Origin of the sequence: Brakhagea baltica (genome assembly GCF_052161605.1) — a bacterium.
Taxonomy (GTDB): Bacteria; Planctomycetota; Planctomycetia; order Pirellulales; family Pirellulaceae; genus JBKCUI01.
This window is the reverse complement of record NZ_CP197409.1, coordinates 6,244,745-6,265,885: the sequence shown is the minus strand read 5'-3', so window position 1 is coordinate 6,265,885 and position 21,141 is coordinate 6,244,745. Positions and strand designations below refer to the sequence as shown.

19 protein-coding genes are annotated in these 21,141 nt (G+C 52.0%); 13 read left to right on the top strand and 6 right to left on the bottom strand.

The window, feature by feature from the left end:
* Positions 1-173: 173 nt before the first annotated feature.
* Both SH449x_RS24555 and SH449x_RS24550 read left to right on the top strand, forming a co-directional pair.
* Positions 174-485: a hypothetical protein gene (locus SH449x_RS24555; protein WP_482378715.1), complete on the top strand. Its 312-nt coding sequence runs from the start codon at positions 174-176 to the stop codon at positions 483-485.
* A gap of 143 nt (positions 486-628) precedes the next feature.
* Positions 629-1,090 (top strand): hypothetical protein, encoded by a 462-nt coding sequence (locus tag SH449x_RS24550; protein ID WP_482378714.1) that lies wholly within the window; start codon positions 629-631, stop codon positions 1,088-1,090.
* Positions 1,091-1,161: 71 nt separating this feature from the next.
* Here SH449x_RS24550 and SH449x_RS24545 read toward each other — a convergent pair whose 3' ends face one another.
* Together SH449x_RS24545 and SH449x_RS24540 are read right to left on the bottom strand one after the other, a co-directional pair.
* On the bottom strand, positions 1,162-1,932 hold the full coding sequence (locus SH449x_RS24545; protein WP_482378713.1) for a nucleotidyltransferase domain-containing protein: 771 nt from the start codon (positions 1,930-1,932) through the stop codon (positions 1,162-1,164).
* Between the two features lie 82 nt (positions 1,933-2,014).
* On the bottom strand, positions 2,015-2,983 hold the full coding sequence (locus SH449x_RS24540) for a nucleotidyltransferase domain-containing protein (protein WP_482381852.1): 969 nt from the start codon (positions 2,981-2,983) through the stop codon (positions 2,015-2,017).
* A 384-nt stretch (positions 2,984-3,367) separates the two neighbouring features.
* Here SH449x_RS24540 and SH449x_RS24535 point away from each other — a divergent pair, with 384 nt between their 5' ends.
* From SH449x_RS24535 to SH449x_RS24520, 4 genes are read left to right on the top strand one after another with little or no spacing between them, the layout of a single operon-like run.
* On the top strand, positions 3,368-3,751 hold the full coding sequence (locus tag SH449x_RS24535) for a BlaI/MecI/CopY family transcriptional regulator (RefSeq protein WP_482378712.1): 384 nt from the start codon (positions 3,368-3,370) through the stop codon (positions 3,749-3,751).
* 18 nt (positions 3,752-3,769) lie between these two features.
* Positions 3,770-5,593: a M56 family metallopeptidase gene (locus SH449x_RS24530; protein ID WP_482378711.1), complete on the top strand. Its 1,824-nt coding sequence runs from the start codon at positions 3,770-3,772 to the stop codon at positions 5,591-5,593.
* 3 nt (positions 5,594-5,596) lie between these two features.
* The gene (locus SH449x_RS24525) at positions 5,597-6,619 is read left to right on the top strand and encodes a hypothetical protein (RefSeq protein WP_482378710.1); all 1,023 of its coding nucleotides are present in this window, start codon (positions 5,597-5,599) and stop codon (positions 6,617-6,619) included.
* Positions 6,616-7,506 carry a hypothetical protein gene (locus SH449x_RS24520; RefSeq protein ID WP_482378709.1) on the top strand — a complete coding sequence of 297 codons (891 nt, stop codon included), beginning with the start codon at positions 6,616-6,618 and terminating at the stop codon, positions 7,504-7,506. The genes SH449x_RS24525 and SH449x_RS24520 overlap by 4 nt, the downstream gene beginning before the upstream one ends.
* A gap of 31 nt (positions 7,507-7,537) precedes the next feature.
* Here the strand turns inward: SH449x_RS24520 and SH449x_RS24515 are convergent, their stop codons facing one another.
* Complete coding sequence (locus tag SH449x_RS24515; RefSeq protein ID WP_482381851.1) at positions 7,538-8,908, bottom strand: DUF1501 domain-containing protein; 1,371 nt, start codon at positions 8,906-8,908, stop codon at positions 7,538-7,540.
* Between the two features lie 95 nt (positions 8,909-9,003).
* Positions 9,004-9,966: an AAA family ATPase gene (locus SH449x_RS24510; RefSeq protein WP_482378708.1), complete on the bottom strand. Its 963-nt coding sequence runs from the start codon at positions 9,964-9,966 to the stop codon at positions 9,004-9,006.
* Between the two features lie 107 nt (positions 9,967-10,073).
* Here SH449x_RS24510 and SH449x_RS24505 point away from each other — a divergent pair, with 107 nt between their 5' ends.
* From SH449x_RS24505 to SH449x_RS24490, 4 genes are all read left to right on the top strand, one after another.
* The gene (locus tag SH449x_RS24505; RefSeq protein ID WP_482378707.1) at positions 10,074-12,050 is read left to right on the top strand and encodes a hypothetical protein; all 1,977 of its coding nucleotides are present in this window, start codon (positions 10,074-10,076) and stop codon (positions 12,048-12,050) included.
* Between the two features lie 288 nt (positions 12,051-12,338).
* Positions 12,339-13,811 (top strand): MotA/TolQ/ExbB proton channel family protein, encoded by a 1,473-nt coding sequence (locus SH449x_RS24500; protein ID WP_482378706.1) that lies wholly within the window; start codon positions 12,339-12,341, stop codon positions 13,809-13,811.
* Positions 13,808-15,811 (top strand): hypothetical protein, encoded by a 2,004-nt coding sequence (locus SH449x_RS24495; protein ID WP_482378705.1) that lies wholly within the window; start codon positions 13,808-13,810, stop codon positions 15,809-15,811. The genes SH449x_RS24500 and SH449x_RS24495 overlap by 4 nt, the downstream gene beginning before the upstream one ends.
* An 8-nt stretch (positions 15,812-15,819) precedes the next feature.
* Positions 15,820-16,824: a hypothetical protein gene (locus SH449x_RS24490; protein ID WP_482378704.1), complete on the top strand. Its 1,005-nt coding sequence runs from the start codon at positions 15,820-15,822 to the stop codon at positions 16,822-16,824.
* Positions 16,825-16,855: 31 nt separating this feature from the next.
* On the opposite strand, the gene SH449x_RS24485 is transcribed toward SH449x_RS24490, so the two are convergent.
* Both SH449x_RS24485 and SH449x_RS24480 read right to left on the bottom strand, forming a co-directional pair.
* Positions 16,856-17,206, bottom strand: a complete 351-nt coding sequence (locus SH449x_RS24485) for a RidA family protein (RefSeq protein WP_482378703.1) — start codon at positions 17,204-17,206, stop codon at positions 16,856-16,858.
* Between the two features lie 55 nt (positions 17,207-17,261).
* Positions 17,262-17,441 carry a DUF6800 family protein gene (locus SH449x_RS24480; RefSeq protein WP_482378702.1) on the bottom strand — a complete coding sequence of 60 codons (180 nt, stop codon included), beginning with the start codon at positions 17,439-17,441 and terminating at the stop codon, positions 17,262-17,264.
* 233 nt (positions 17,442-17,674) lie between these two features.
* On the opposite strand from SH449x_RS24480, the gene SH449x_RS24475 reads away from it, so the two are divergent.
* The 3 genes from SH449x_RS24475 to lnt are packed head-to-tail and all read left to right on the top strand — an operon-like array spanning position 17,675 to position 21,127.
* Complete coding sequence (locus SH449x_RS24475) at positions 17,675-18,433, top strand: NTP transferase domain-containing protein (protein WP_482378701.1); 759 nt, start codon at positions 17,675-17,677, stop codon at positions 18,431-18,433.
* Entirely contained in the window at positions 18,421-19,386 is a 966-nt protein-coding gene (locus SH449x_RS24470; RefSeq protein ID WP_482378700.1) for a ribose-phosphate diphosphokinase, read from the top strand. Before SH449x_RS24475 ends, SH449x_RS24470 begins: the two co-directional genes overlap by 13 nt.
* Before the next feature lie 4 nt (positions 19,387-19,390).
* On the top strand, positions 19,391-21,127 hold the full coding sequence (gene lnt / locus SH449x_RS24465; RefSeq protein ID WP_482378699.1) for an apolipoprotein N-acyltransferase: 1,737 nt from the start codon (positions 19,391-19,393) through the stop codon (positions 21,125-21,127).
* The last annotated feature ends 14 nt before the right edge of the window (positions 21,128-21,141 follow it).

The window sequence follows — 21,141 nt, the reverse complement described above, 5'->3', positions numbered from 1 at the left end:
ACAATCTAACCCACCCTTTAGCCACGCTTAGGTAACGACGAAATTCAAAACGCTTTCAACGGCATGCGATGCAAACTGCAATCAAGATCTTAGTAGGGCTCGTAGCTTTTCTCTCGATATTCATTTTTGGGGTCTTGGTCGAATCAGGCATTAGAAGCCGCTACGTCGGCTCGATGTCGATTGATGGGCTCCCTGTCAGCAACGCGAATGTGACCGGAACGTGGATACCGGATTTTTTATGGACCGGCAAAGCATGGACCATTGTGATAGAAACCAATGAAGAGCTTGAACTCCTTCTCGATGGCAGAGTCTTTCTCATACCCGCAGGTTCCCATGAGATTTATTCCAACCATGACCAAACCAACACCGGACAATTTGGGAATCAAGAATTCTGGGGCTACCCCAACAAAATCGAAATCCGCCAGCTCGATATTACTAATGTTGGTAATCAGGTAAAAAAATATTCAAATGAAAAAACCCGTTAAAGGCTCCCATAGCCAGTCCATAATCCCATGTGTCGCGGCATCGTTCGCATGGATCACTGTTTACGTTTTTTTCCCCGCGATGAACCGAAGATCTGCGAGACTAGGCTTGTCTTACTTGTTAAAATCACCGATTGAGTTGAGCGATGAAGAAAATCCGATGTACCATATTGCTTTGTTTTATTTTTGCAGGTTGCATAGAGCAGCCGGTCGCTACCACAATCGCGTTGTCGCGAACATGGCGCATGGATGACTCAACGCTGTACGTTGACGGCGATCGTTGGATACTTGAAATTCCCGGTTCGAGCGGTAAGTCGTACATCGTAGGCAGTGATGTCGCATTTGTCGAAAAGCGGGCTGATCACATCGTCGTCAACTTAGATCAAACGGAATCAGAAAAGGCATCAAGACGGACCTTGGGTTCCCACACATTGTTGAAAATTCCAACATCGAGCGAGCACAGCGTCTTACTTGTGACAACCCATGGATATACTGCGGTCCAGATGGAACAATCCGATTCAGCTCAGCTGCCAGTGCTCTTGTCTTTGATTGTCTCAGGCGTTTCTTCGGATACGGATAACCGATCCTTTGAGGCAAGAATGAAATAAAACGCAGAGGGGCAGAGGACGCAGAACTTGCTGGATCGCGATTCAAACTTGCAACCTATAATGATGTGTGATTAGCCCGCTTGTCCGACACCTTTCAAACGCAAGCGGATGAGCAGGTCGCTGATCGCATTCCTACATGTTGGCAACTCCGGTAATTTAGACTCTTCGTAGGCTCGCTCCAACTCTGTCGTTAGCCGTTTGTACTCGCTTCGATAGAATTCCGTATTGGTCGCATTGAGAACGCCTTTTTCCAAGCCAGTTCGCTTACGATCAATTAACTCGTTGAGGTAACTCAATTTCGCGGACTCGTTAAGGATCTCCAGATTCGCTTCGACTTCTCCTGTTTTCATCAAGTGAATACCGGTCAGAAGAACGCGATACGTGTATAGCAAAGGTTTTACCCGAGGTGGCGATTCTTTTTCAAATAGCTTCCACTGTGTCGATGCAAAGCCGAGATAGTGATGCGCATGATGACGAGTGATGCAACCAAGTGCAATCGACTTCAATTCTTCATGTTCGGGTGTAGTAAAGACGACGAGAGGTGATAGCAACTGCTCCAGCACATAGCCATTCCGTTTGAGCATCAACCCAAAGAACTTGGCCGCATCATGTGTGACGAGGTCAATTTCGAGCCCATCGTAGATTCCTTCTTTCTCGACAGTCTGCTGTCCTTCCTCTAGGCTGACGATGGTCTCGAGTGGCAGCAAATGAACACCTCGGAGATCGAAATCCGAATCAGGTGATGGGAACCCATACAAGTGCGCCCCACTTATAGTCGCAAACACGAGAGGAAAAGGGTGCGACCTCACATGATTCATCATCTTGTCAAACGGAATATTCATTGCCGTAATGGATCTTGTTCAAGATCCAGGACCTATAGGAGGATTAACAACAAAGGAAACACCAGGAGTTTAATAACTTCCACTACGGGAGTTGCTCTTGCATGGCCAGTTTTCTGGCGCGGATCAAAAATGCATTTGCTTGATTGTAGTCAGGGCGATCCGGTAATGTCGTCACCTGGAACGCTTGCTCGAACTCGACTTGCAAGCTCTTTCGCAATGCGTCTGCATCCGAAAAGGATACCTGCCCGTGCTTGATGGCAAGCAATTGATCTCGAGCCGCGCCGACCTTAACAGTCACTTTGCCTTCCCGCAAAACATCGATACCTGATATCAACAATCGAATGAGGTGCATCACATGCTTCCATTTGATTCGCCCTTGGTTTCGAATATCTGTCTGCATCTTTTTGAACTGAGACGCGACGTAACCGGAGTAAGTTTGAAACACAAGCTTGGACAAAAACACTTCTCGTATCGAAAGCAACTCCTGGGCTAATGGAGTCGCGAACTCGACGATGGGTGAATAGAGACACTCCAGCACGTTCGGGTTCGCCTTGAGGGCTAGAACGATAAACTTTTGAATCTCCCAGTATGCTTCTTGTGCCGCATCGTTTTCCAGTTGTTCGGGAACTCCATACAGTGACCAGTGCAATTCCGCGGGAGGCAAGTAGATACCGCGGCGATCGGTGTCGGAGTTGTCATCCTCCAGACCGTACGCACGGGAACCAATGACGCAACGGTAGATAATCCGGTCTTGTAACTCGAACGTGGTGGAGGCCAGTGATTCGTTAGGTTGTGGAGAGGTGGGGGCGGCTTGGGGATCTTTGGAAAGATCCACTTCGGTGGGGATGCGTTGGAACTCGGATAGGCGTACTAATTGGTCGTGACGCACGGGGGCTTCAAAACCGTCGTTGAATCGAACGCGATAGGAATGGGAACGATCAAGCGGTGAACGGACGATTGTCCCGACGGATCCGGCAGGATGTGCGATGCGACGATTCGGATGATAGGTCTCCTTTTTCACCACCACTTGAGTACCCACCGAAAAAATCATTGGTTCCGACACAGCCTTAATTACTCCAAAACTCTATTCTAAGGCGTTACGATACGCACAGTGAACGATACGCACAGTGAGCACAACTCCCAATTGAAAGTTTCAGAGACGGATTATACCGCCATTGAGTTCGGCCCCACCGCGTGATTCCAGACCTAATTGTCGGACTTCGGTCATGAATTTGCAGCGAACCTGGGCATTTTGGGAAATTTTATCACTTTGCCCTGGAAACAGTTTAGACAAACTGTCAAAAATGATATATTGAGAGCAACACAGCGAGAACACATTCGGTAGGAAACTAGGGTCGAACGCAAGGCCCAGAGTCCGGGCGTGTGCGCCGCGCTACTACGAGAATTGATCCACGAACCCATCAAGGATTTGGAATTGAATAACCCTCCTCGTGATGTCACTGCCGCAGAGTTGGCCATCATGGAACAGCTTTGGGAGCAAGGGGCGCAGACGGCTAAAGAGCTATCGCGGACGCTGTACGGTGCAGAGACTCCGTCCGACATCGGCACGGTCCAGAAACTCTTGTCGCGTCTCGAGGACAAGGGCTGCGTGGACAGAGACCGGGGCTGTTGGCCACACTTGTTTCGCCCCATTCTAACACGCGACGAGCTGATCTCGCAGCGGTTACAAGCGACAGCAGACGAACTTTGTGATGGAGCCCTGACCTCCCTGTTGTCGTACTTGGTCAAGTCGACTAAATTTACATCCAAGCAACGTCAGAGTTTGCGAAACCTGCTAGATGATCTCGATAAGAAATAGGGTACCGGGGGCTTGTCGATGGATTACTCGATCATCATCAGCAACCTGTTCATCGCTTGCCTTATAGGAGGCTTGGCTATCGTTGTCGGTTGTGCTGGAAAGAGAGCAGCTATCGCACACTTGCTATGGGTTGTATTCTTCATCAAGCTCGTAACGCCTCCCATTGCTTCGTTCCCGCTTCATGTGCCGAGTTACGATGCGTTTAGTTCCTTCGCAAGTTTATGGCGATCATTCAGCAGTCTTATGTTATCCGTTTGGGTGTTTGGGTTTGTTGTACTGGTCGCGAAAGGTCTGATTCGCTACGTTCGTTTCGCTCGCATTATCCAACAACAGGGAGTTGTTGATACCAAAGCGACTGAATTTGTAGCCCGTCTAATCGGCGAAACCAAGCGTAATCTTCCTAAGGTCGTTCGGCTGCCTGTGCGGCTTTCTCCTATGCTCTTTGGCGACCTATGGCGACCAAGCATTGTTTGCCCAGACGAATTGTGGGGTGTTCTAAACGAGCAGCAACGCGAGGCATTTCTGGCGCATGAAGCAGCACACTTTTATCGAAGAGATCATTGGGTTCGATGGCTAGAGTGGATCGTCACTGCAATCTATTGGTGGTTTCCCGGAGTTTACTTTGGACGCAGGCAATTGGAACGCCATGAGGAGGCTTGTTGTGATGCTTGGGCCGTCAGGGTCCTTGGAACCACCCCAAGAGATTATGCAGAAACGCTCCTCAGCGTCGTGGATTACGTCAGCGAGCACAAGGCGAGAATACCACGACTAGCCAATGGCATGCAGCCCACAGAAAGCTTAGAGGAGCGATTGAGTCTGCTAATGCGCCCACAAGCCAGTCCGACTCATAGTGGCTGGAAGATGACATCGTTGGTATTTTGCGCTCTTCTTTGGCTGGCTCATCCGGTTTTTACCGAAGTCCCTGGGTTGTCTTTCTCTATCTGGAACCGAGATGTATCGAATAAACACGCTGCGGCTAGTATGGTTCGCGGCAGTGAAGGTGTTCGCTACGAGAGTACCGCTTTGAACATTGTAGAAGATCGATTTCAATGGCCCAGCGATAACGAATTACCACCGATCCCAAGGGGGTTCTGGAACAAGCAACCCGAGCGATTGTGGGTCGACTTTCGATTGCAAATTTCTGGGGTTCAGATCGTTGCTGAAGCGGGGAAAGGTATAACGCTTGACAACGGCACACGCAAACCCGTTCGGTTCACGCATGACGAATTGACGGCACTGGTAGAGATTCCTTCGAGCGGCCGTGTGATTATGGGGGATAGTCAAGGACGTTTGCGACTGTGGGATCTGCAAGATGCTGTTCCCGTATCATTGATTGGACAGCACGTCGCACCCGTGACGAGTGTTGCATTTCATCCTGAAAGCGGATTGGTCAGCTCGGACTCGCAAGGAAATATTATTCGTTGGGATATCGATTCGGGGAGTATACATGCGCGAGCCAAATGGGATCAGCCTATCCAGTCGATTCGATTTTCTGCCGATGGCGGGTCGCTTGCGGTTCACACGGGAGTTTGGGCTTGTAATGAGGCTCCGAGCTACGTTTGCATCGTCCACGGCACGACGTTAGAACCGTTCGAAGAGTTCAAATTGTATCAACCTGCGGCTGTCGTCTTAGAGTACTCGATCGAAGCGCAGAGTCTTTCCAAACCAAAACGATCCTGTTCATGGGCGACTCTGGAATGGAACGGTGTATTGCGAGATGTGCAAGCTAAACGAATTATCGGGATGGTTGACAAAAACATCGTCTCGGCACTTGCTTTCGTCCAGCATTCACTTTGCATGGAGCACGTATCATATCAACTGCCATCCACCTACGAGGAATGAAACATGGACCTTCTTTTTAATGGCCTCGGTCCATTTGCTTGGACATTTTCCCGTGCGAAGATTTTGGCAATCGCATTGGTGATGTCGGCGAGTATAGATGCCTTTGCGGAAGATTTCATTCACTCGAAGAAAGAGTCAATCAACTCGAGCAATCGTTGGCTTTTGTTGTGTTGCGGACTCAGCGGCGATGCGATTCATCAGGCCCAATTTGAATCGGCCGTTGAGAATATCCTTACCCATGCCGAAACCGTTTTGAAGATTCCAAGCACCAACACAAGAGCCTTGCTCGGTAGCGATGAAATGATTGCGAAGGTGCAAGCTCTCGCACCTCAAACAGGTTTGTGCACCGCCCAGAATATCGAGTCGGCAATTTCCTGGCTTCAAGAAAATGCGGGAGCGGATCAGGAAGCGTGGATCATTCTTCTAGGGCATGCTCATCATTATGGAAAACTGAGTCAGTTCAACATTCCCGGGCCGGATATCGATCAAGATCAGTTTGCAGTGCTTGCCAATCAATTAACCGCTGGGCGGCAAGTGATTCTACAAACAACTCCTGTAAGCGGATTTTGGATCAGACCGCTATCTGCGAAAAACCGGGTAATCATCACCGCGACAGAGCCAGCCATGGAGTTTACCGCGACAGAGATGCCTTACGCTCTTGGGGATGTGCTGGCTGGCAAAGCACAACACCAGAATCTTGAGGATATTGACGGTGATGGTAATGTCACGCTTTTGGACCTCTATCTCGCCATCAATCTAGAGATCGAAGGTCGATTTCGTACGCTGGATCGTTTGCAAACCGAACATGCGCAACTCGATGATAACGGAGACGGTAAAGGTAGCGAATTGCAGACTCCCTATTTACCGATCGTTCCAAAGGATAAAGAGCAACCGATCTTGTTTCCAGCTAAACCTCCCGTGATTACTTCATCTACACTTGACGGATATTTGTCGCGACAATTTAAGCTTGGAAAACCATCGGTCTCGTCCTCCGCTGATTCTAATGTGAATGACAGCCCGTCATGAGTAAGAGACTGAACTACAAGAGTACTTTAAACAGCAAAAAGCAATTAAGGCAATACAATATGAAGCGAGTGTTGTTGGTTTTACTTGTCGTTTTGCCCGTATGGGATTTGGCGGGATTTTCGCGTATTGCCGCACAGGATGATCAAGACAAATCGGCGGAAGAAAGTCGAACGGACAGAATGCGAGCGATCGCAGAATCTTACAGCTTCGAGCGGAGCGGTTCGGAACTAACACCAATTAAGTTGGTGGACAAACCACTTTTTTCATGGACAACACCCGAACGCAGTGCGGTCGGCGGTGTCCTCTACCTATGGACCGATCAGGGCCGACCGTTCGCCTCGATTGGAATTTGGACTTATGACGACATTCGCGACAGCCATGAATTGCAGTCGTTGACCGAAGAAGTCTTTGTAGCGGGAACGACAGCATCGACGACCAATGTTGCGATTCGGGCGAGGCAGTCAAAGTGGCGTCCCAAGAAAGGTGGCGTTACTTACTCGATATTGCCAGGTGATAGCGTTCCTGAGTCGACTCCCATCCGGCGACTAACGCAAGCCAAGTCGATTATCCGTTCGCGATTTAGCGCTGCGATCGTAAAAGATGATGGATCGCGAGAAGAGTTAAGGCTTCTCGCTCAACCTCTGTATCGCTATTCTCCGCTTCCTGAGGGAGTAGAGGATGGTTTTCTCTTTGGCTTTGCGATGGGTACGGATCCCGAAGTCCTGGTAATGCTGGAATCTCGTATCCAGGGCAACGAACGAACGTGGCATTACGCGGTAGCCCCGTCTACCTCGGTCTACGCAACTTGTTCGTTAGATGGTCAAGAAGTCTGGACAAGTAGCCAGCAAAGGGCCTACGAAACCTTTGAGTTTTACATCAACCGCTAGTTTTTATTCAACTTGAATTAGAAGTCCAATTCTACGCGACGATGTCGTGGATGATTTTGCCGTGCACGTCGGTGAGTCTCATGTCGCGACCCCCGAATCTCACCGTGGATTTGGTGTGATCAATCCCGAGTAGGTAAAGCATTGTTGCATGCAAGTCATGAATCTCGAGCTTCTCTCTCACCGCTCGATAACCCCACTCGTCGGTCTCGCCGTAAATCGTGCCACCTTTGACTCCGCCACCCGCCATCCAGATTGTAAATCCGAATGGATTATGGTCGCGACCATCCGCCCCTTGGGCAAACGGTGTCCGTCCAAATTCACCAGCCCAAACGACTAACGTCGATTCGAGCAGCCCTCGCTTTTGCAAATCCTCTAGCAGCGCCGCAATAGGCTGATCGACCGCCTTGGCATTGTCTTCGTGACCCTGCTTCAAATTGCTGTGCTGGTCCCATCGATCGTGCCCAACGTTCGGACAAGTGAGCTCGATGAATCGAACCCCCTTTTCCACAAGCCGACGTGCGAGCAAACACTCGCGGCCAAATATCCTGGTTGGCTCGTAGCTCGCGTCCAAACCATACAATGTCTGCGTCTCCTGCGTTTCGTCTGATATGTCGCAAAGCTCAGGTACCTCCATCTGCATCCGATAGGCCAGCTCATAGTTTTGTATCGCAGACTCAATCGCGTCATGCCGGCCGAATTCCTGGAGCGTAAACTCATCCAACTTGCGAATAAGATCTAGCTTGCGACGCTGCTGGAGAGGGTCCTTCTCAAGTGGTGTTACATTGGCAATACTCTGACCAGTGGGACGCAACACAGAACCTTGATAGGTCGCAGGTAAAAAGCCGTTACCGAAACAATCCAGTCCGCCCGGAGGAATCAGCCCGCCGTTGAGGACTACGAAGCCTGGGAGATTCTGATTTTCGGTCCCCAAGCCGTAAGTGGTCCAAGCGCCCATGCTCGGTCGGCCTTGCAAACCACTGCCTGTATGCAAAAAGTAATTGGCGAACGTATGTTCCGGAAATTGCGAAGTCATGGAGCGAATCACGGCCAGTTTGTCGACATGCTTGGCAACGTTCGGGAAGAGGCTGCTGACGGGGATTCCGGACTCTCCATGTTGTGTGAACTGCCATGGGGATCCGAGCACGACTCCGTTGTTATTGAACTGAGTCGGAGCCACCTCGAACAAATCGGCTGGATTCTTGCCATGATGTTCGGTCAGCATGGGCTTGGGGTCGAACGTATCCACCTGGGACGGTCCGCCGTCCATGTAAAGGAAAATGACACTCTTGGCTCGCTGTGGAAAACTGAGCGGAGTCGCGCCTCGAGAGTCGGAGCGAGCTGATTCATGGAGCAATGCGGTTAACGCGACGGCTCCGAAACCGTTCGCAGATTGAACCAGCATCTGTCGTCGACTGAGAAACATGGGATTTATTCTCGTTGTTCGAGTTGGCAGGGGTGGGGATCTTTAACAAGATCCACTACGGCTTTGGGGCGGGGTTAGTAGGGGGGGCCGTCTTCGTCGTCCTCATCATTATAGTCGGGATGCATAGGATCGTCTGGGTCGATAAAGAAATCTCCAAGCCCCTGGGGAAGCATCGATGCACCCAAGGATCGCTGTTGCCGCCGTTTTGTCGCTTCCAAATCGAGTGCGTCCTCCCCTAAACAAGCGATGAGGGACTTTTGCCATAGAACGTCTCGCGACAGGGGGTGATTGGGATCTTGAGCCAGCATTTTCAAGGCATAGCGAAGAATCTGGAGCCCATCCCGGGCCGAGTAGTCCAGTTTCAATGTATGGGACTGTTGAAGAAAATCCACTGTCAGAGCCAACATATCCTGGCTAGCGAATGGCAGGTGATACTTCAAGATCGCCATCTCATCTTCGCGGCTCGGGAAGCCAATTTGGAGCGAAGGCTGGAGGCGACTCATGATGTAATCAGGAATTTCATAGGTCGAATCGTCTTGATTCATCGTGACCGCACATCGAAAGTTCTCGTGCGCATGTACCGAAATCCCCGCAACGATTGACTCGACATAGCGTCGATGATCGAGGAGCGGAGCTAGCGAAGCCCACGACTTTTCGTTCATCCGATTGCCTTCATCGAGAATGCAGACCGCTCCTTTGATCATGGCTGTGACCAACGGGGATGCGTGGTACGCAATCTTGCCGTTGCTGGAGAGAATCGGCGTGATCAGCAAATCTTCAGGTCGGGTGTCCGAGGTGCACTGGTAGATATAAAGGTCCTGCTGACGAGCCTTGGCCGCCGCCATTCCGAGAGCTGTCTTGCCGATTCCGGGCGGCCCGACTAGGCGGGGAGACAGGGGCAAGTCACCTTTTTCGATCACCAGCCAACAAGCGGCCAGTTGTTTGAGCACCTCAGTTTGGCCGATCCATTCGGACATGTTGTCGACGGGGTTGCTGAGGGAAAGCGTGACGCCACCGATTTGAACTGTTTCTTGCATGAGCAACTAAGGGTGTATACATCTGTCGGGTAATTAACATATCATAGATGGAACGTGGGATCTCCCATCACACGGATTGTAGCAGAAAACCGAGGGAAGAGATTCGAATGACCGATTGCTTTCGACTGGATGACAAGATTACGTTGCTGCCGGTTGTCCATCGCAGTGGGAATCATGCGCGGGCTGTAGAACGCTGGCTGCTGGAACGGAAGATTGATTGTATCGCGGTTCCGTTACCACCTTCGTTTCGAGAAAGCGTTTTGGCGGGCGTCGAACAGTTGCCAGCCATCTCGGTCGTTATTCAAGCTCCTTCAGCGGCGGCAAAGTGGAATGCGAGCGAGTGGAAGGGCTCGGAGGAGTTCGATGCTAGCGAGTACGATTCGGGTGACTCGGACGATTCTGAGGACTCGGCGGATTGGGAGGAATCCGATTCGCCTTTAGATTCAAGCATACGCAACCAGCACAGCTTTGTGCCCATCGACCCATGTCAAAGCGTCATAGCAGCGATTCGATTTGCGATCGGGGAACGCATCCCGGTCCGCTTTATCGACATGGAGACCGATTTGTTCGAAGGGGACGAAGAAGGCTTTACTCCCGATTGTTATGCTCTCAGCCAGGTTACGCTAGAGGCCTTTAGTACGGCGATTTTACCATCGATCGCCAGGCCGAAATCGGAACAAGTCAACGAGCGGATCCATTGGATGGCCAAGCGATTGTTGTCACTTCGGGCACGGTATGAGAATATTGTCATGCTTTGCGATATCCACCATTGGCCGTGGTTACGAGAGGCTTATCAATTAGCGCTCGCCAAAGATGCGCACGATCTAGAACCCTACGAGCATGATGAGCCAGCGGTCAATCATTCCGTCGTGGAGAATTCGCTGGTGTTCATGTTGAGCGAGCTACCTTATATCACGGCGGTCTACGAGCAATCGAGATCGCAACTCGATGACTCTCCGTTTGAGTCCTATATCGACGGGATCAAGAAGCTGCTTCTTTCGGCGAGAGCCTCTTACCTGGCAGATTTCGGAAAACGGGCACGGCGAATCTCCCCGTTCCTGCTTTCGCAATGCTTGAAGTACATTCGCAACTTGAGCTTGGTGAACCATCGACTGACTCCGGACATGTATACCATCGTGATGGCTGCTAAGCAGACGTTTGGGGACTCTTATGCCGTCCATGTCGCCGAGACCATCAAAGACTACGCGTTTCAAGAACCGCTGAGTTGGGCCAGCGTTAAGATGGGGATCGGCAAAATGGAACTGCCCGACGGAGAGATCGTTCCTGCCGTGTCCAGGCTGGGAGAAGGGATGTTCGAATGGAGATCGTTGGATCTCACCAGAAAACCTCCTAAAGAAGACCTCAAGGAATGGCAGAAGGCTTGGAATCCCTATCAACAATGTTCGTGGCTTCCTGAAGACGCCAAGATCGAAAACTTTCGAACACGCGTCGTCGATCGTGCTCAAGCCATCTTGGGGGCAGATCTAGCACGCTCGGAAAAGTTCACGACCAGTATCATGGATGGATTAGACATCCGGGAGACTCTGAGGCATTGGCATGAGGGGGAACTGTATGTCAAGATTCAACCACCCTCGATTGGCAAGCTCGACGCGTGTGTGCTAATGTTTGATCCCACTCCCTCCCCCGAGGTTTACGACTGGCGAGCAACGTGGTATGCGGAGTACGAGTGGGAGTCGACCTTGGCGTTTTACGCGACAAATTTTCACAAGGAAATCATTGGCCCAGGGATCGGCGTCGCGAACTACGGAGCTGCGTTGTTTCTTTTTCCGCCGCGTCCGATCGAGGATATTTGGACTGATCGTGCTTTAGAATTTGCCGACACGCTCGAAGATCGAATCATTGCGGCGGCTTGTTTGCACTCGCGATCGAGACAGGTGGCATTGATGTCACCGATGTCCCCAACGGTCCGCTGGCGTCAGATCGCAAAGCGTTTCGGAAAATCCCTAGTGCATGTGCCGATGAGCCATTTCAGCGACGAGAAGATTGCGGAACTGCGAACGGTGCATGTACTCAACGGCAAGCAAGTTCGTTCCTACGCTGCCCATTTCATCCGAAATATTTAAGCTAGCAAAACGGCCAGCAGTTACGCAGCGGACAAACGTGAACTCGAAATTATTCCTGTAGGCCAGCCACGGACAGGGCTGGCCGAGCCAGTTGGCATTAAAATTTCATCTGCCGATCGCCTAAAGGTGGAATCTTTCACCCAAAATAAGGTTTTCCATAATTCGCCTGTATCGATCCTGCCGATTTTACCATCTACAGCTGCCTTGCAACGCAGCCAGCATTTTGCTATTAGCAAGTTCTAAGCATACGTCGTGAGTCGTTAAGCAAGAAACAACTGCAGGTAGACAGTGTTTTGGAAGAGGAAGCGAAACCAGCGAATTTTTCAAGCCCCGATCTTTTGGTCGGTTGGGCTCGGCTTATTCTTCACTGTCGCCTTTTATCAAATCTTAAAGGTAAGCCCGCAGCAATTGTCTCTGCTGGTTCGTTACGCGACCAGCCACGAAGTTGCGTATGTCTCGGTCGCCTTCTTTTTCACCGCACTCTGTGCACTGATCTATAAGATCTTGGAGACATTCCGGCAGGAACGGCTCCAATCCCTATGCGAAAAAGCAGTCGAAGACATCAAGATCGCCCGTACGAATGAAACATTCGAGGATGACGCTACACAGATCAGCTGGTTTGACGCAGTCTGGAAGGCCCAATCCTCTCTGGTCTATACAAGTGGGTTTGGGGCTCGTGTCCGAGAGGTTCTCTCCATACAATCGCGTCGCAAATCGCTCGAACACCTCGATCAAGATCTCAAGAATTCCGAAGAATCTCACGCGGACGATCAGCATGACAGCTATGCGATGATACGAATCATCACGTGGGCCATGCCAATGCTCGGCTTTTTGGGCACCGTGATTGGTATCTCGGCGACGCTGGGACAGATGGATGCCAGCAAGCTGGCGAGCGGCTCCCAGGAAGCGATGAACAACCTCACGCGAGGACTATATGTTGCGTTCGATACCACAGCCGTGGGCCTTGTACTCACCATGATGGTGATGTTCACACAGTTTGCGGTAAACAAAGCAGAGCTTAGACTACTTCGGCGCATCGACTTGGCAATCGAAGACCTGTTCGGCAGCTGCCTGCAGTCGACAAACAAGACCACTGAGCTCAACAACACCGATCTAGTCATTGAAAAACTGACAAAGCGATTGCTAGGAACAGTTGAGAAACTGATCAAGAAGCAATCCGAGTTGTGGGAGAGCACTATTACTGCGGCTCAATCAACCTGGCAAACTGCGGGATTGGATACGATTGGCATTCTACGCAAGTCGCTTGAGGATTCGATCTCTTCTGCCCATGAAGCGATGCAGAAACCAACCTTGGAGTTTCATACGCGGTTGATCGAAACCCAATCCGAGGGTATGTCGCGGTTTCATGAAACTCAGCAAATGGCCTTGGATCAGCTTCGGATCGAGGTGCAAGAATTTCATGCAAAACTGTCGGATCAGATTCGGGCGACCGACGCGCAACAAGAAGCGATGCAGCAGTTCACTCAACGCATCCTGGATCTAAGTCAGAACGCTGAGGTAATCTCGGCCATGGAGAAGCCGATCCAACGGGTCTTGCATCGCATGACCGACATCGATCGATTCCACGATGCCGCCATTTGCTTGACAGAAGCAGTGGCTGTTCTCGGCACACAACTGGAACGACACGGCTACATTGGCCGAACAGCGGCTCGTCGCCGATCTCCAGAACCGAGTAATGAGCCCAACCCAGAGGCTAACACAGACCCGAGTATCATTCCGATGCAAAGGAAAGCCGGATGAGTCGCCGCAAGCGCCGTAGCGATACCATGGCGCCGGCCTTGTTTCCCTTCTTGGCGGTGCTTCTCTGTACCATCGGTGCTCTGATCATGGTGCTTGCCATTTCCGTGACCAGCTCTCACGCCTCGGCGAAGCGTGAAGCTGAACTTGCCTTACTAGAAGCCAAAGACGAGTCGAACCAAATCAAGGCGCTGTCGAACGAACTGGCCTTTCAACGCGAGGAGATGAAGAAAGACGTTGAGAAGCGACGCCAAGCACTTCAGGAAATCGAAGACCACATTGCACGCCTGAGGGATGAGCTTAAGTCGTTAGAACAAGGCCTGAGGGAGCTCACCGAAAAAAACAGCGAAGGGGAGCTGACGATTGAGCAAAAGGAAAAGCGAATTGAGGATCTCAAGCGGGCTATCGAAGACAAAAAGCAAGAAATCGAAGAAGAGATTGCTAACAAAAAAGATCGCCGCCCCGCGTTTGCCATCATGCCTTACACTGGGCGGAGCGGGACCACCCGTCGACCGGTCTATATAGAATGTACCAAAGAACATGTCATTATTCAGCCCGAGGGAATCAAGATCGACATCAAGGACTTGACTCCACCAGGCCCTGGTAACCCATTGGCAACCGCACTTCGCGTTCTCAGAAATGCCTACTCGGAGCGAGATGCGAACTACGGATTTACACAGCCACCGTACCCCCTCCTCATCATTAGACCGGATGGGATCGAATCGTATGCACGAGCGCGAGCTGCGATGAGTAGTTGGGATGACCAATTCGGTTACGAGTTGGTCGAGGATTCGATGGAACTAGCTTTCCCTCCGGGGATTCCTGGCTTAGAGAAAACCTTAGTAAGTGCCGTCGAGGATGCTAAACAAAGGCAGAGAGCGCTGGTCTTGGCTAATCCACGGCTCGCGCGGGAACAAGAGCTCAGCCTAGACTCTTGGGACGATCCGTCCTCATCGAACAGCTCCATGCGTTCCGACTTTGGTTCCGGATCAAGCTCTGGGAGTAGCCGGCTCGACGGCGTTTCCGAAGGGGATTGGAAGATGGTTTCGCCCGTCGTGGGATTTCAAGGTGGCGGAAGCGGCGGTTCCGGTGGCTCACAAGGTGCCGGTGCCGGTTCTATCCCCTCCGGCATCGCAACTGACGGAAAAAACCTCCCCGTGGGATCAGAGCCGTTGTCCAGCGGTCAAGGCTCCGGCCTGAGTTCTAGCGGATTGCAATCTGGTTCCGCATTGGATCGTTCGTCGATGGGCGAAGGAGCGTTCGGAGATTCCGGCTCCGAAAGCGGGGAACAAGGTGGTGTTGCGGGGGGAAGTGCTGCCGGAGGGAGCCAAACCCGACCCGACCAATTCTCGGGAAGCACGGATTCTGCAGGAGGTGCGCAGGCCATGTCCGCTGGCTCCAGTCAGTCGGGAATGTCAGCCGGTTCTTCTGGCAGCAACAGTCTCGATTTGACCGGCAGTCAAGCCACCGATTTCCGGGATCAGCGTGATTCGTCACAGACAACTCCTCTGCCGCAGAGCGTGAACCAACAAAGTGGCGATGAGAAAACCGCAACAGATAATCATTCCCAAGACGCATCCAACCAAGGATCCCGAGCCCGACATGTAAGTGCCGATGGTGATCTCAAACCGATTTCCGTAAGTGCAGGGCGCAATTGGGCCCAAGCAAAAGCGGAGGGTAAAGCGACACCGGTAACGCGCACCATCAAGATTGTCGCGCTCAAGGACAAGTGGCTGGTAATGGCTGATTCCTCCAAAATGGAGATCGAGGCCACAATTCTTCATCAAGATCGTGGTCCACAGGCGGCTGCCGACGATTTGGCGAAAGCGATTCGATCGAGAGTCGATGCTTGGGGACCATCGGTGCCGGGCGGCTTTTGGGTCCCAACCGTCGAAATCCACCAAGCCAGTGACGCACAGCTAAGCGTTGGCCGGATGGAGCGGTTGCTCGAGGGAAGTGGTGTTGAACTCAAAATAGTTCCTCTACAGTTACCGAAGAACTAAAGGCAGCTATGGGACGTCGCCATCAAGAAGAAACGCAAAACGGAGAAGACAGCTTTCTCGACACCATCGCCAATCTGGTCGGGATCCTGATCATTCTGGTTGTTGTGGTCGGTGCCCGCAGTTACTCGACCGCTCGCGAAATCGTTCAAAACGAAATCGAAAACCAACGGCAGGATGCAAAAGCCCCGTTCGAACTTGCTCAGAGACTCGACGACGATCTGGCCAAGCAAGCGGCCGACATGCAACGCTACGAAATGGAACTGGCCTACCGATCCAACGAGCGAATGCTCACTCTGGATCAAGTTAACCTGGCAAAAAGCCAAATCGAGAATCAGCTCGAAGACTTGTCCGCAGACGAGCGAAAAAAGTTCGAAATCGAACGCGAACTCAGCGAGCTTGAACGTCAGCTTGCAGAGCTGATGGAACAACAGGGGACGCTACCTGACGATGAGGTCCCACCCATCGTATTGCATCACCTTCCTACCCCCATGGCCAAGACAGTATTCGGCCATGAGATCCATGTGATGATGACCAATAACATGGTAACGGTTATCCCCTGGAATGAATTGGTGGAGACCTTGAAGAGGCAAGCCCGTAATGCGGCGGAACGCAACACGCAACGTGATCGCTTTACCAACGAGTTGGGTCCAATTGGTGGTTTTACAATGAAGTATACCCTCAAAAGCCAGACCGGCATGATGAGCGACGGAACCAGGGCCGCGATGGGGCGGCTAATCGAACTGGACCGCTTTATCTTGACGCCCGAGCCAGATGTACTCAAGGAGACGGTCGAGCAATCGATCAGCACGGGAGGTCGGTTGCGGGCCGAACTAGCTATGCACCAGAACCAAAACACAACGGTCACGGTTTGGGTTTATCCGGACAGTTTCGGCGCCTTTCGTAAGTTGAAAGACATGCTGTTTCCAGAGGGTTTTCTGTGCGCCGCCCGACCGCTTCCATTCGGTGTCTCGATCGGTGCCTCACCGAACGGTTCTTCCTCGACCGCTCAATAAGTAGTGGAAGTTTTTAAACTTCCTCCCCCGCTCACGGCACATAAGCCGTTACAACGAGTTCAACTCGGTACCGAGGGTCGGCCAGTGGAGGATGCGTACATGCCCGAGTCGGCGCACAACCCTCAGGTAACCATCGATCCCAAAGCTCGTTGAACAGAGGCAGATCCTCTGGGTAGGGCAAATAGATCAACACTTGCACCAAATGAGAATGCGAGGTGCCAATCTCCTGACACCTTTGGGCAACCTGAGCCAGAACGGATTCAAACTGCACTAGCGCTGACTGTTCTGGATCGTCAGGCACCTCGACAAAAAAACCGAGGTTTCCCACCACGACAGCATCCGACCAACGCTTGGTAACACCGTAACGGATCGGATCTGCCATCGGAAATCACCAAACCCTGTAAGTCATTGATTAATGCAGGTAAGCAACACGGAAACTAGACGAGCTTCCAAGCCTTGATCAGTTGCTCAGCACCTGGGGTTAAGCGACGGACTTTGTCAGCGATAACCAGCTTTTCTTGCTTGCTCGACTTCTCTGCCTTCTTATGCAGGAGAGTCAATTTCTTCCTGCGAGTGCGGCGACGACGGATTTCTCGTTGACGTTCGGTTCCAGCCATGTTCGTTCTAGTCCTAGAGATTGCGGCAAAATGTCATGAAAGTAGAAGGAAAAATCGTAACCATCCGACCGAAATTCGTCAATGTTTGTTACCAATCCATCCTCCGACCTATGATATTCGGCCAAAATCTGGCAAGATGTGCGTCTTTCCGGACGTTATTTGAAGTTCAGCGGCCGGGAAACGCTCGGGAAACGCTTCTCCGTCCAATATGCACGTACGTATTTTGACATTTCATGAATAAAGCCACCGCTGTTGTCCTAGCCGCCGGGAAGGGGACTCGCATGAAAAGCGAGCTGCCCAAGGTGCTCTTCCCCGTTTTGGGACGCCCCATGATCCATTGGGTTCTCGACGCGCTGACATGTGCCGGAGTCGAACGAACCATCGCCGTCGTCGGCTACCGCGAGGACCTGGTCCGCGAGGAGATTGGCGGGAGAAAGGGTGTAGAGTTTGCCACACAAGCGGAGCAGTTAGGTACCGGCCACGCGGTCCAAATGTGTAAGGGGCAACTGGCTGCGGGCAACGACGGACCCGTTTTAGTAGTGGCCGGTGACTCGCCACTGATCCAGGCCACCTCGATCAAACGACTCATCGATGAGTTTCATGCTGGTTCATGGGACTGTTTGCTAGGGACACTCCTCAAGGACAACCCATTCGGACTAGGACGGATCGTTCGCGATTCCGAAGGCCGATTCGAGCGAATCGTCGAGCAGAAGGACGCTTCGGACGCGGAAAAGGAAATCTGCGAGGTCAATATGAGCACCTACGCTTTCGGACGCGATGCATTGCTTTGGGCATTAGACCGACTGGGTAACAATAATTCCCAAGGGGAGTATTATCTCACAGACTGCCCGGCTTTGCTTTTAAAGGAAGGGAAGAGAGTCGAGGCAAAACCACTTTTGGAACAATGCGAGTCGTTGAGTATCAACACGATCGATGAGTTGGCAATGGTCGAAGCGAAGATGAAGGAGTTGGGGTACAAATGCGAGAACTAAAGATTTTCAGCGGTCGCGCTAATCCGCAGCTTGCTCGAGACATCTGCGCATTTCTACACCTCGACCTCGGTTCGGTTTCGCTCGGCAAGTTCCCCGATGGTGAGAATTTCTGCAAGATCGAAGAGGACGTGCGGGGCCGAGATGTTTATCTCGTACAACCGACATGTCCGCCAGTCAACGACAATCTGATGGAATTGCTCATCATGATTGACTCGTGCAAACGGGCCAGCGCCGCCCGAATCACAGCGGTCATCCCCTACTTCGGTTATGCACGGCAAGATCGTAAAGATGAGGGGCGAACTCCGATCACCGCAAAACTCGTTGCCAACGTCATTACGCGAGCGGGCGCGGATCGCGTCCTAACGATGGATTTGCACGCTCCTCAGATCCAAGGCTTCTTTGACGTGCCGGTTGACCACCTTTATGCGGGACCGGTTCTGACGAGCTACTTTCAAAGCCGATCGCTGGACCCCAATGAAATCGTCGTTGTCAGTCCCGACGAAGGAAGCATTAAACGAGCCATGGGCCACTCGAAACGCATAGGTGGCCAACTGGCGATCGTCGACAAGGTTCGCGACAATGCACTGCAAGTTCAACAGAAGAACATCATCGGAGGCCCGGTCGAAGGCAAGATTTGCCTCATGTTCGACGATATGATCAGCACGGGTGGGTCGATCTGCGGTGCGGCCAAACTGGTTCGCGATGCGGGAGCGAAAGAAATTCACTTGGCGGCAACGCACGGAGTACTGTGCGGGCCGGCGATCGACAATCTTCGGAAAGCCCCCATCGATTCCTTGGTAATAACCAACACTATTCCGCTCCCGCCTGAAAAACGCTTGGAGACGATCCACGTTCTAACGGTAGCACCGCTGTTGGCCGAAGCCATCAGACGCATTCACTCAAACCGCTCGATCAGCCAAATGTTCTCGGATGGCGAAAATTCAATCGGCTAGCACAATGTCAGACGCCCAGCCCGCGGCTTCAGCCCCGGTCTCGGATGATTCTATGCGGGGGCAGCGACGGTGGATCTGGCTTTATGCTGCACTCGCCTGTTTTTTCTACTGGTTATCGCTTCCTCCCTGCAAGCAACCTTGGGCGGCCTACGTTGCTTCGTTTTTCTTCGCTGCTCTAGTATGCATACCAGCGAGGTTTCAGCGGCGAGACTATCTGCGGATTTGGATCGTCTCGTCGTTAATGTGGCTAGCATTGCTGCAAGGAATACGACTCGCGTTCTGGCCCTTGTACGCAGGGTGGATCGCACTCAGCTTGTACGTGGCCGTGTATATCCCCATCGCGATAGGTATCGCTCGTTGGCTAGTGTACCGAACGAATGCCGCCATTCCGTTCTCGCTCGCCGTGGCTTGGACAGCAACCGAATTGGCTCGGGGCTATGTGCTGACCGGCTTTTCCGCTTGCATGCTCGGACACTCGCAGACGCCATGGCCCCATCTGTTACCAGTAGCGGCTGCTTTCGGAGGCTACGGTGTTAGCTTTATGGTGATGCTGACCGGAGCCACGATTGGCACTATGGTGCTATCCGCAAGGCCCCCCGCATGGCAACGAAGGTCTCGGGAGCTTAGTAGTTCGCGTCCGCTGGTGAGCTGGTCGAACATTGTCGCTCTACTCTTCTGCGTCACTTGGATCTTCTGGTCGATGTGGTCGTTAAACAGCTATGATCGCCGGTTGCAATCCATGGCGCCTATCAAACCGCTGGGTAATTACCTGCTCGTCCAGTCGAACATGCCAACCATGTTCGATGTTTCGCTGTCGCAGCTCGAAGACTCCTGGATCGCGTACGCTCGACTCACCCAACAAGCAATAGAGGAAAACGCTGATATCGAGTTTGATGCTATCTTGTGGCCAGAAAGTGCTTACGGGGTCGGTGCGTCATGGATGGAGTGGGACGGGCAGAGCACGTTGGCCCCCGATATAACCTTGGAGGAGACTCGCGAGCGAAAAGAACTTTTCGACGAGGCGTATGTTCAACAAGCGAGAAGCTTGTTCCGCAACTTGATCCAGCAGCCACCACTCATAGCGGGAGGGGGTGTCATCATGGTTCGTGATTCGCAAACCCGAGTCCTCAACGCTGCCTTGCTGATCGATCCAAACAAGGAAGCTCCGGAGTTCTATGGCAAGCGGCACCTGGTCATGTTCGGTGAGTATATTCCGATTCTATATCATTTCCCCAATCTGCAAGCCTTGTTCGGAATCGGCCCGATGGGGACTGGCGATCGATTCGTCTGCTGGAGACTTAGCTCTGGCACCTACGTAGCTCCGAGCGTTTGCTTTGAGGATGTGGTGCCACATTTTATTCAACGCCAAGTCTCCGAGTTGGAACGGCAAAACCGATCCCCCGACATCCTGGTAAACTTAACGAATGACGCTTGGTTTCGCGGTTCTAGCATCTTGGATCATCATTTGAACAATGCCATCTTGGTTGCGGTAGAAAATCGGCGTCCTGTTTTGGTAGCCGCCAACTCCGGCATCTCGGCTTGGATCGATGGGAGCGGTCGGGTTCAGAAACGGTTGGAACGCTTTGAAGAAGGCTATCTTGTCGCTGAACCGATTCCTGACGGCAGAAAGGGATTATGGCAACGCTTGGGTGACGGGCCTGTAAAATGGTTATTGTTGGTTTATTTGTCGCGTGGCATCTTTCCGTTGTTCGGGATGTGGATGAAGCGACGCGAAGACTAGCACAGTAAGACACA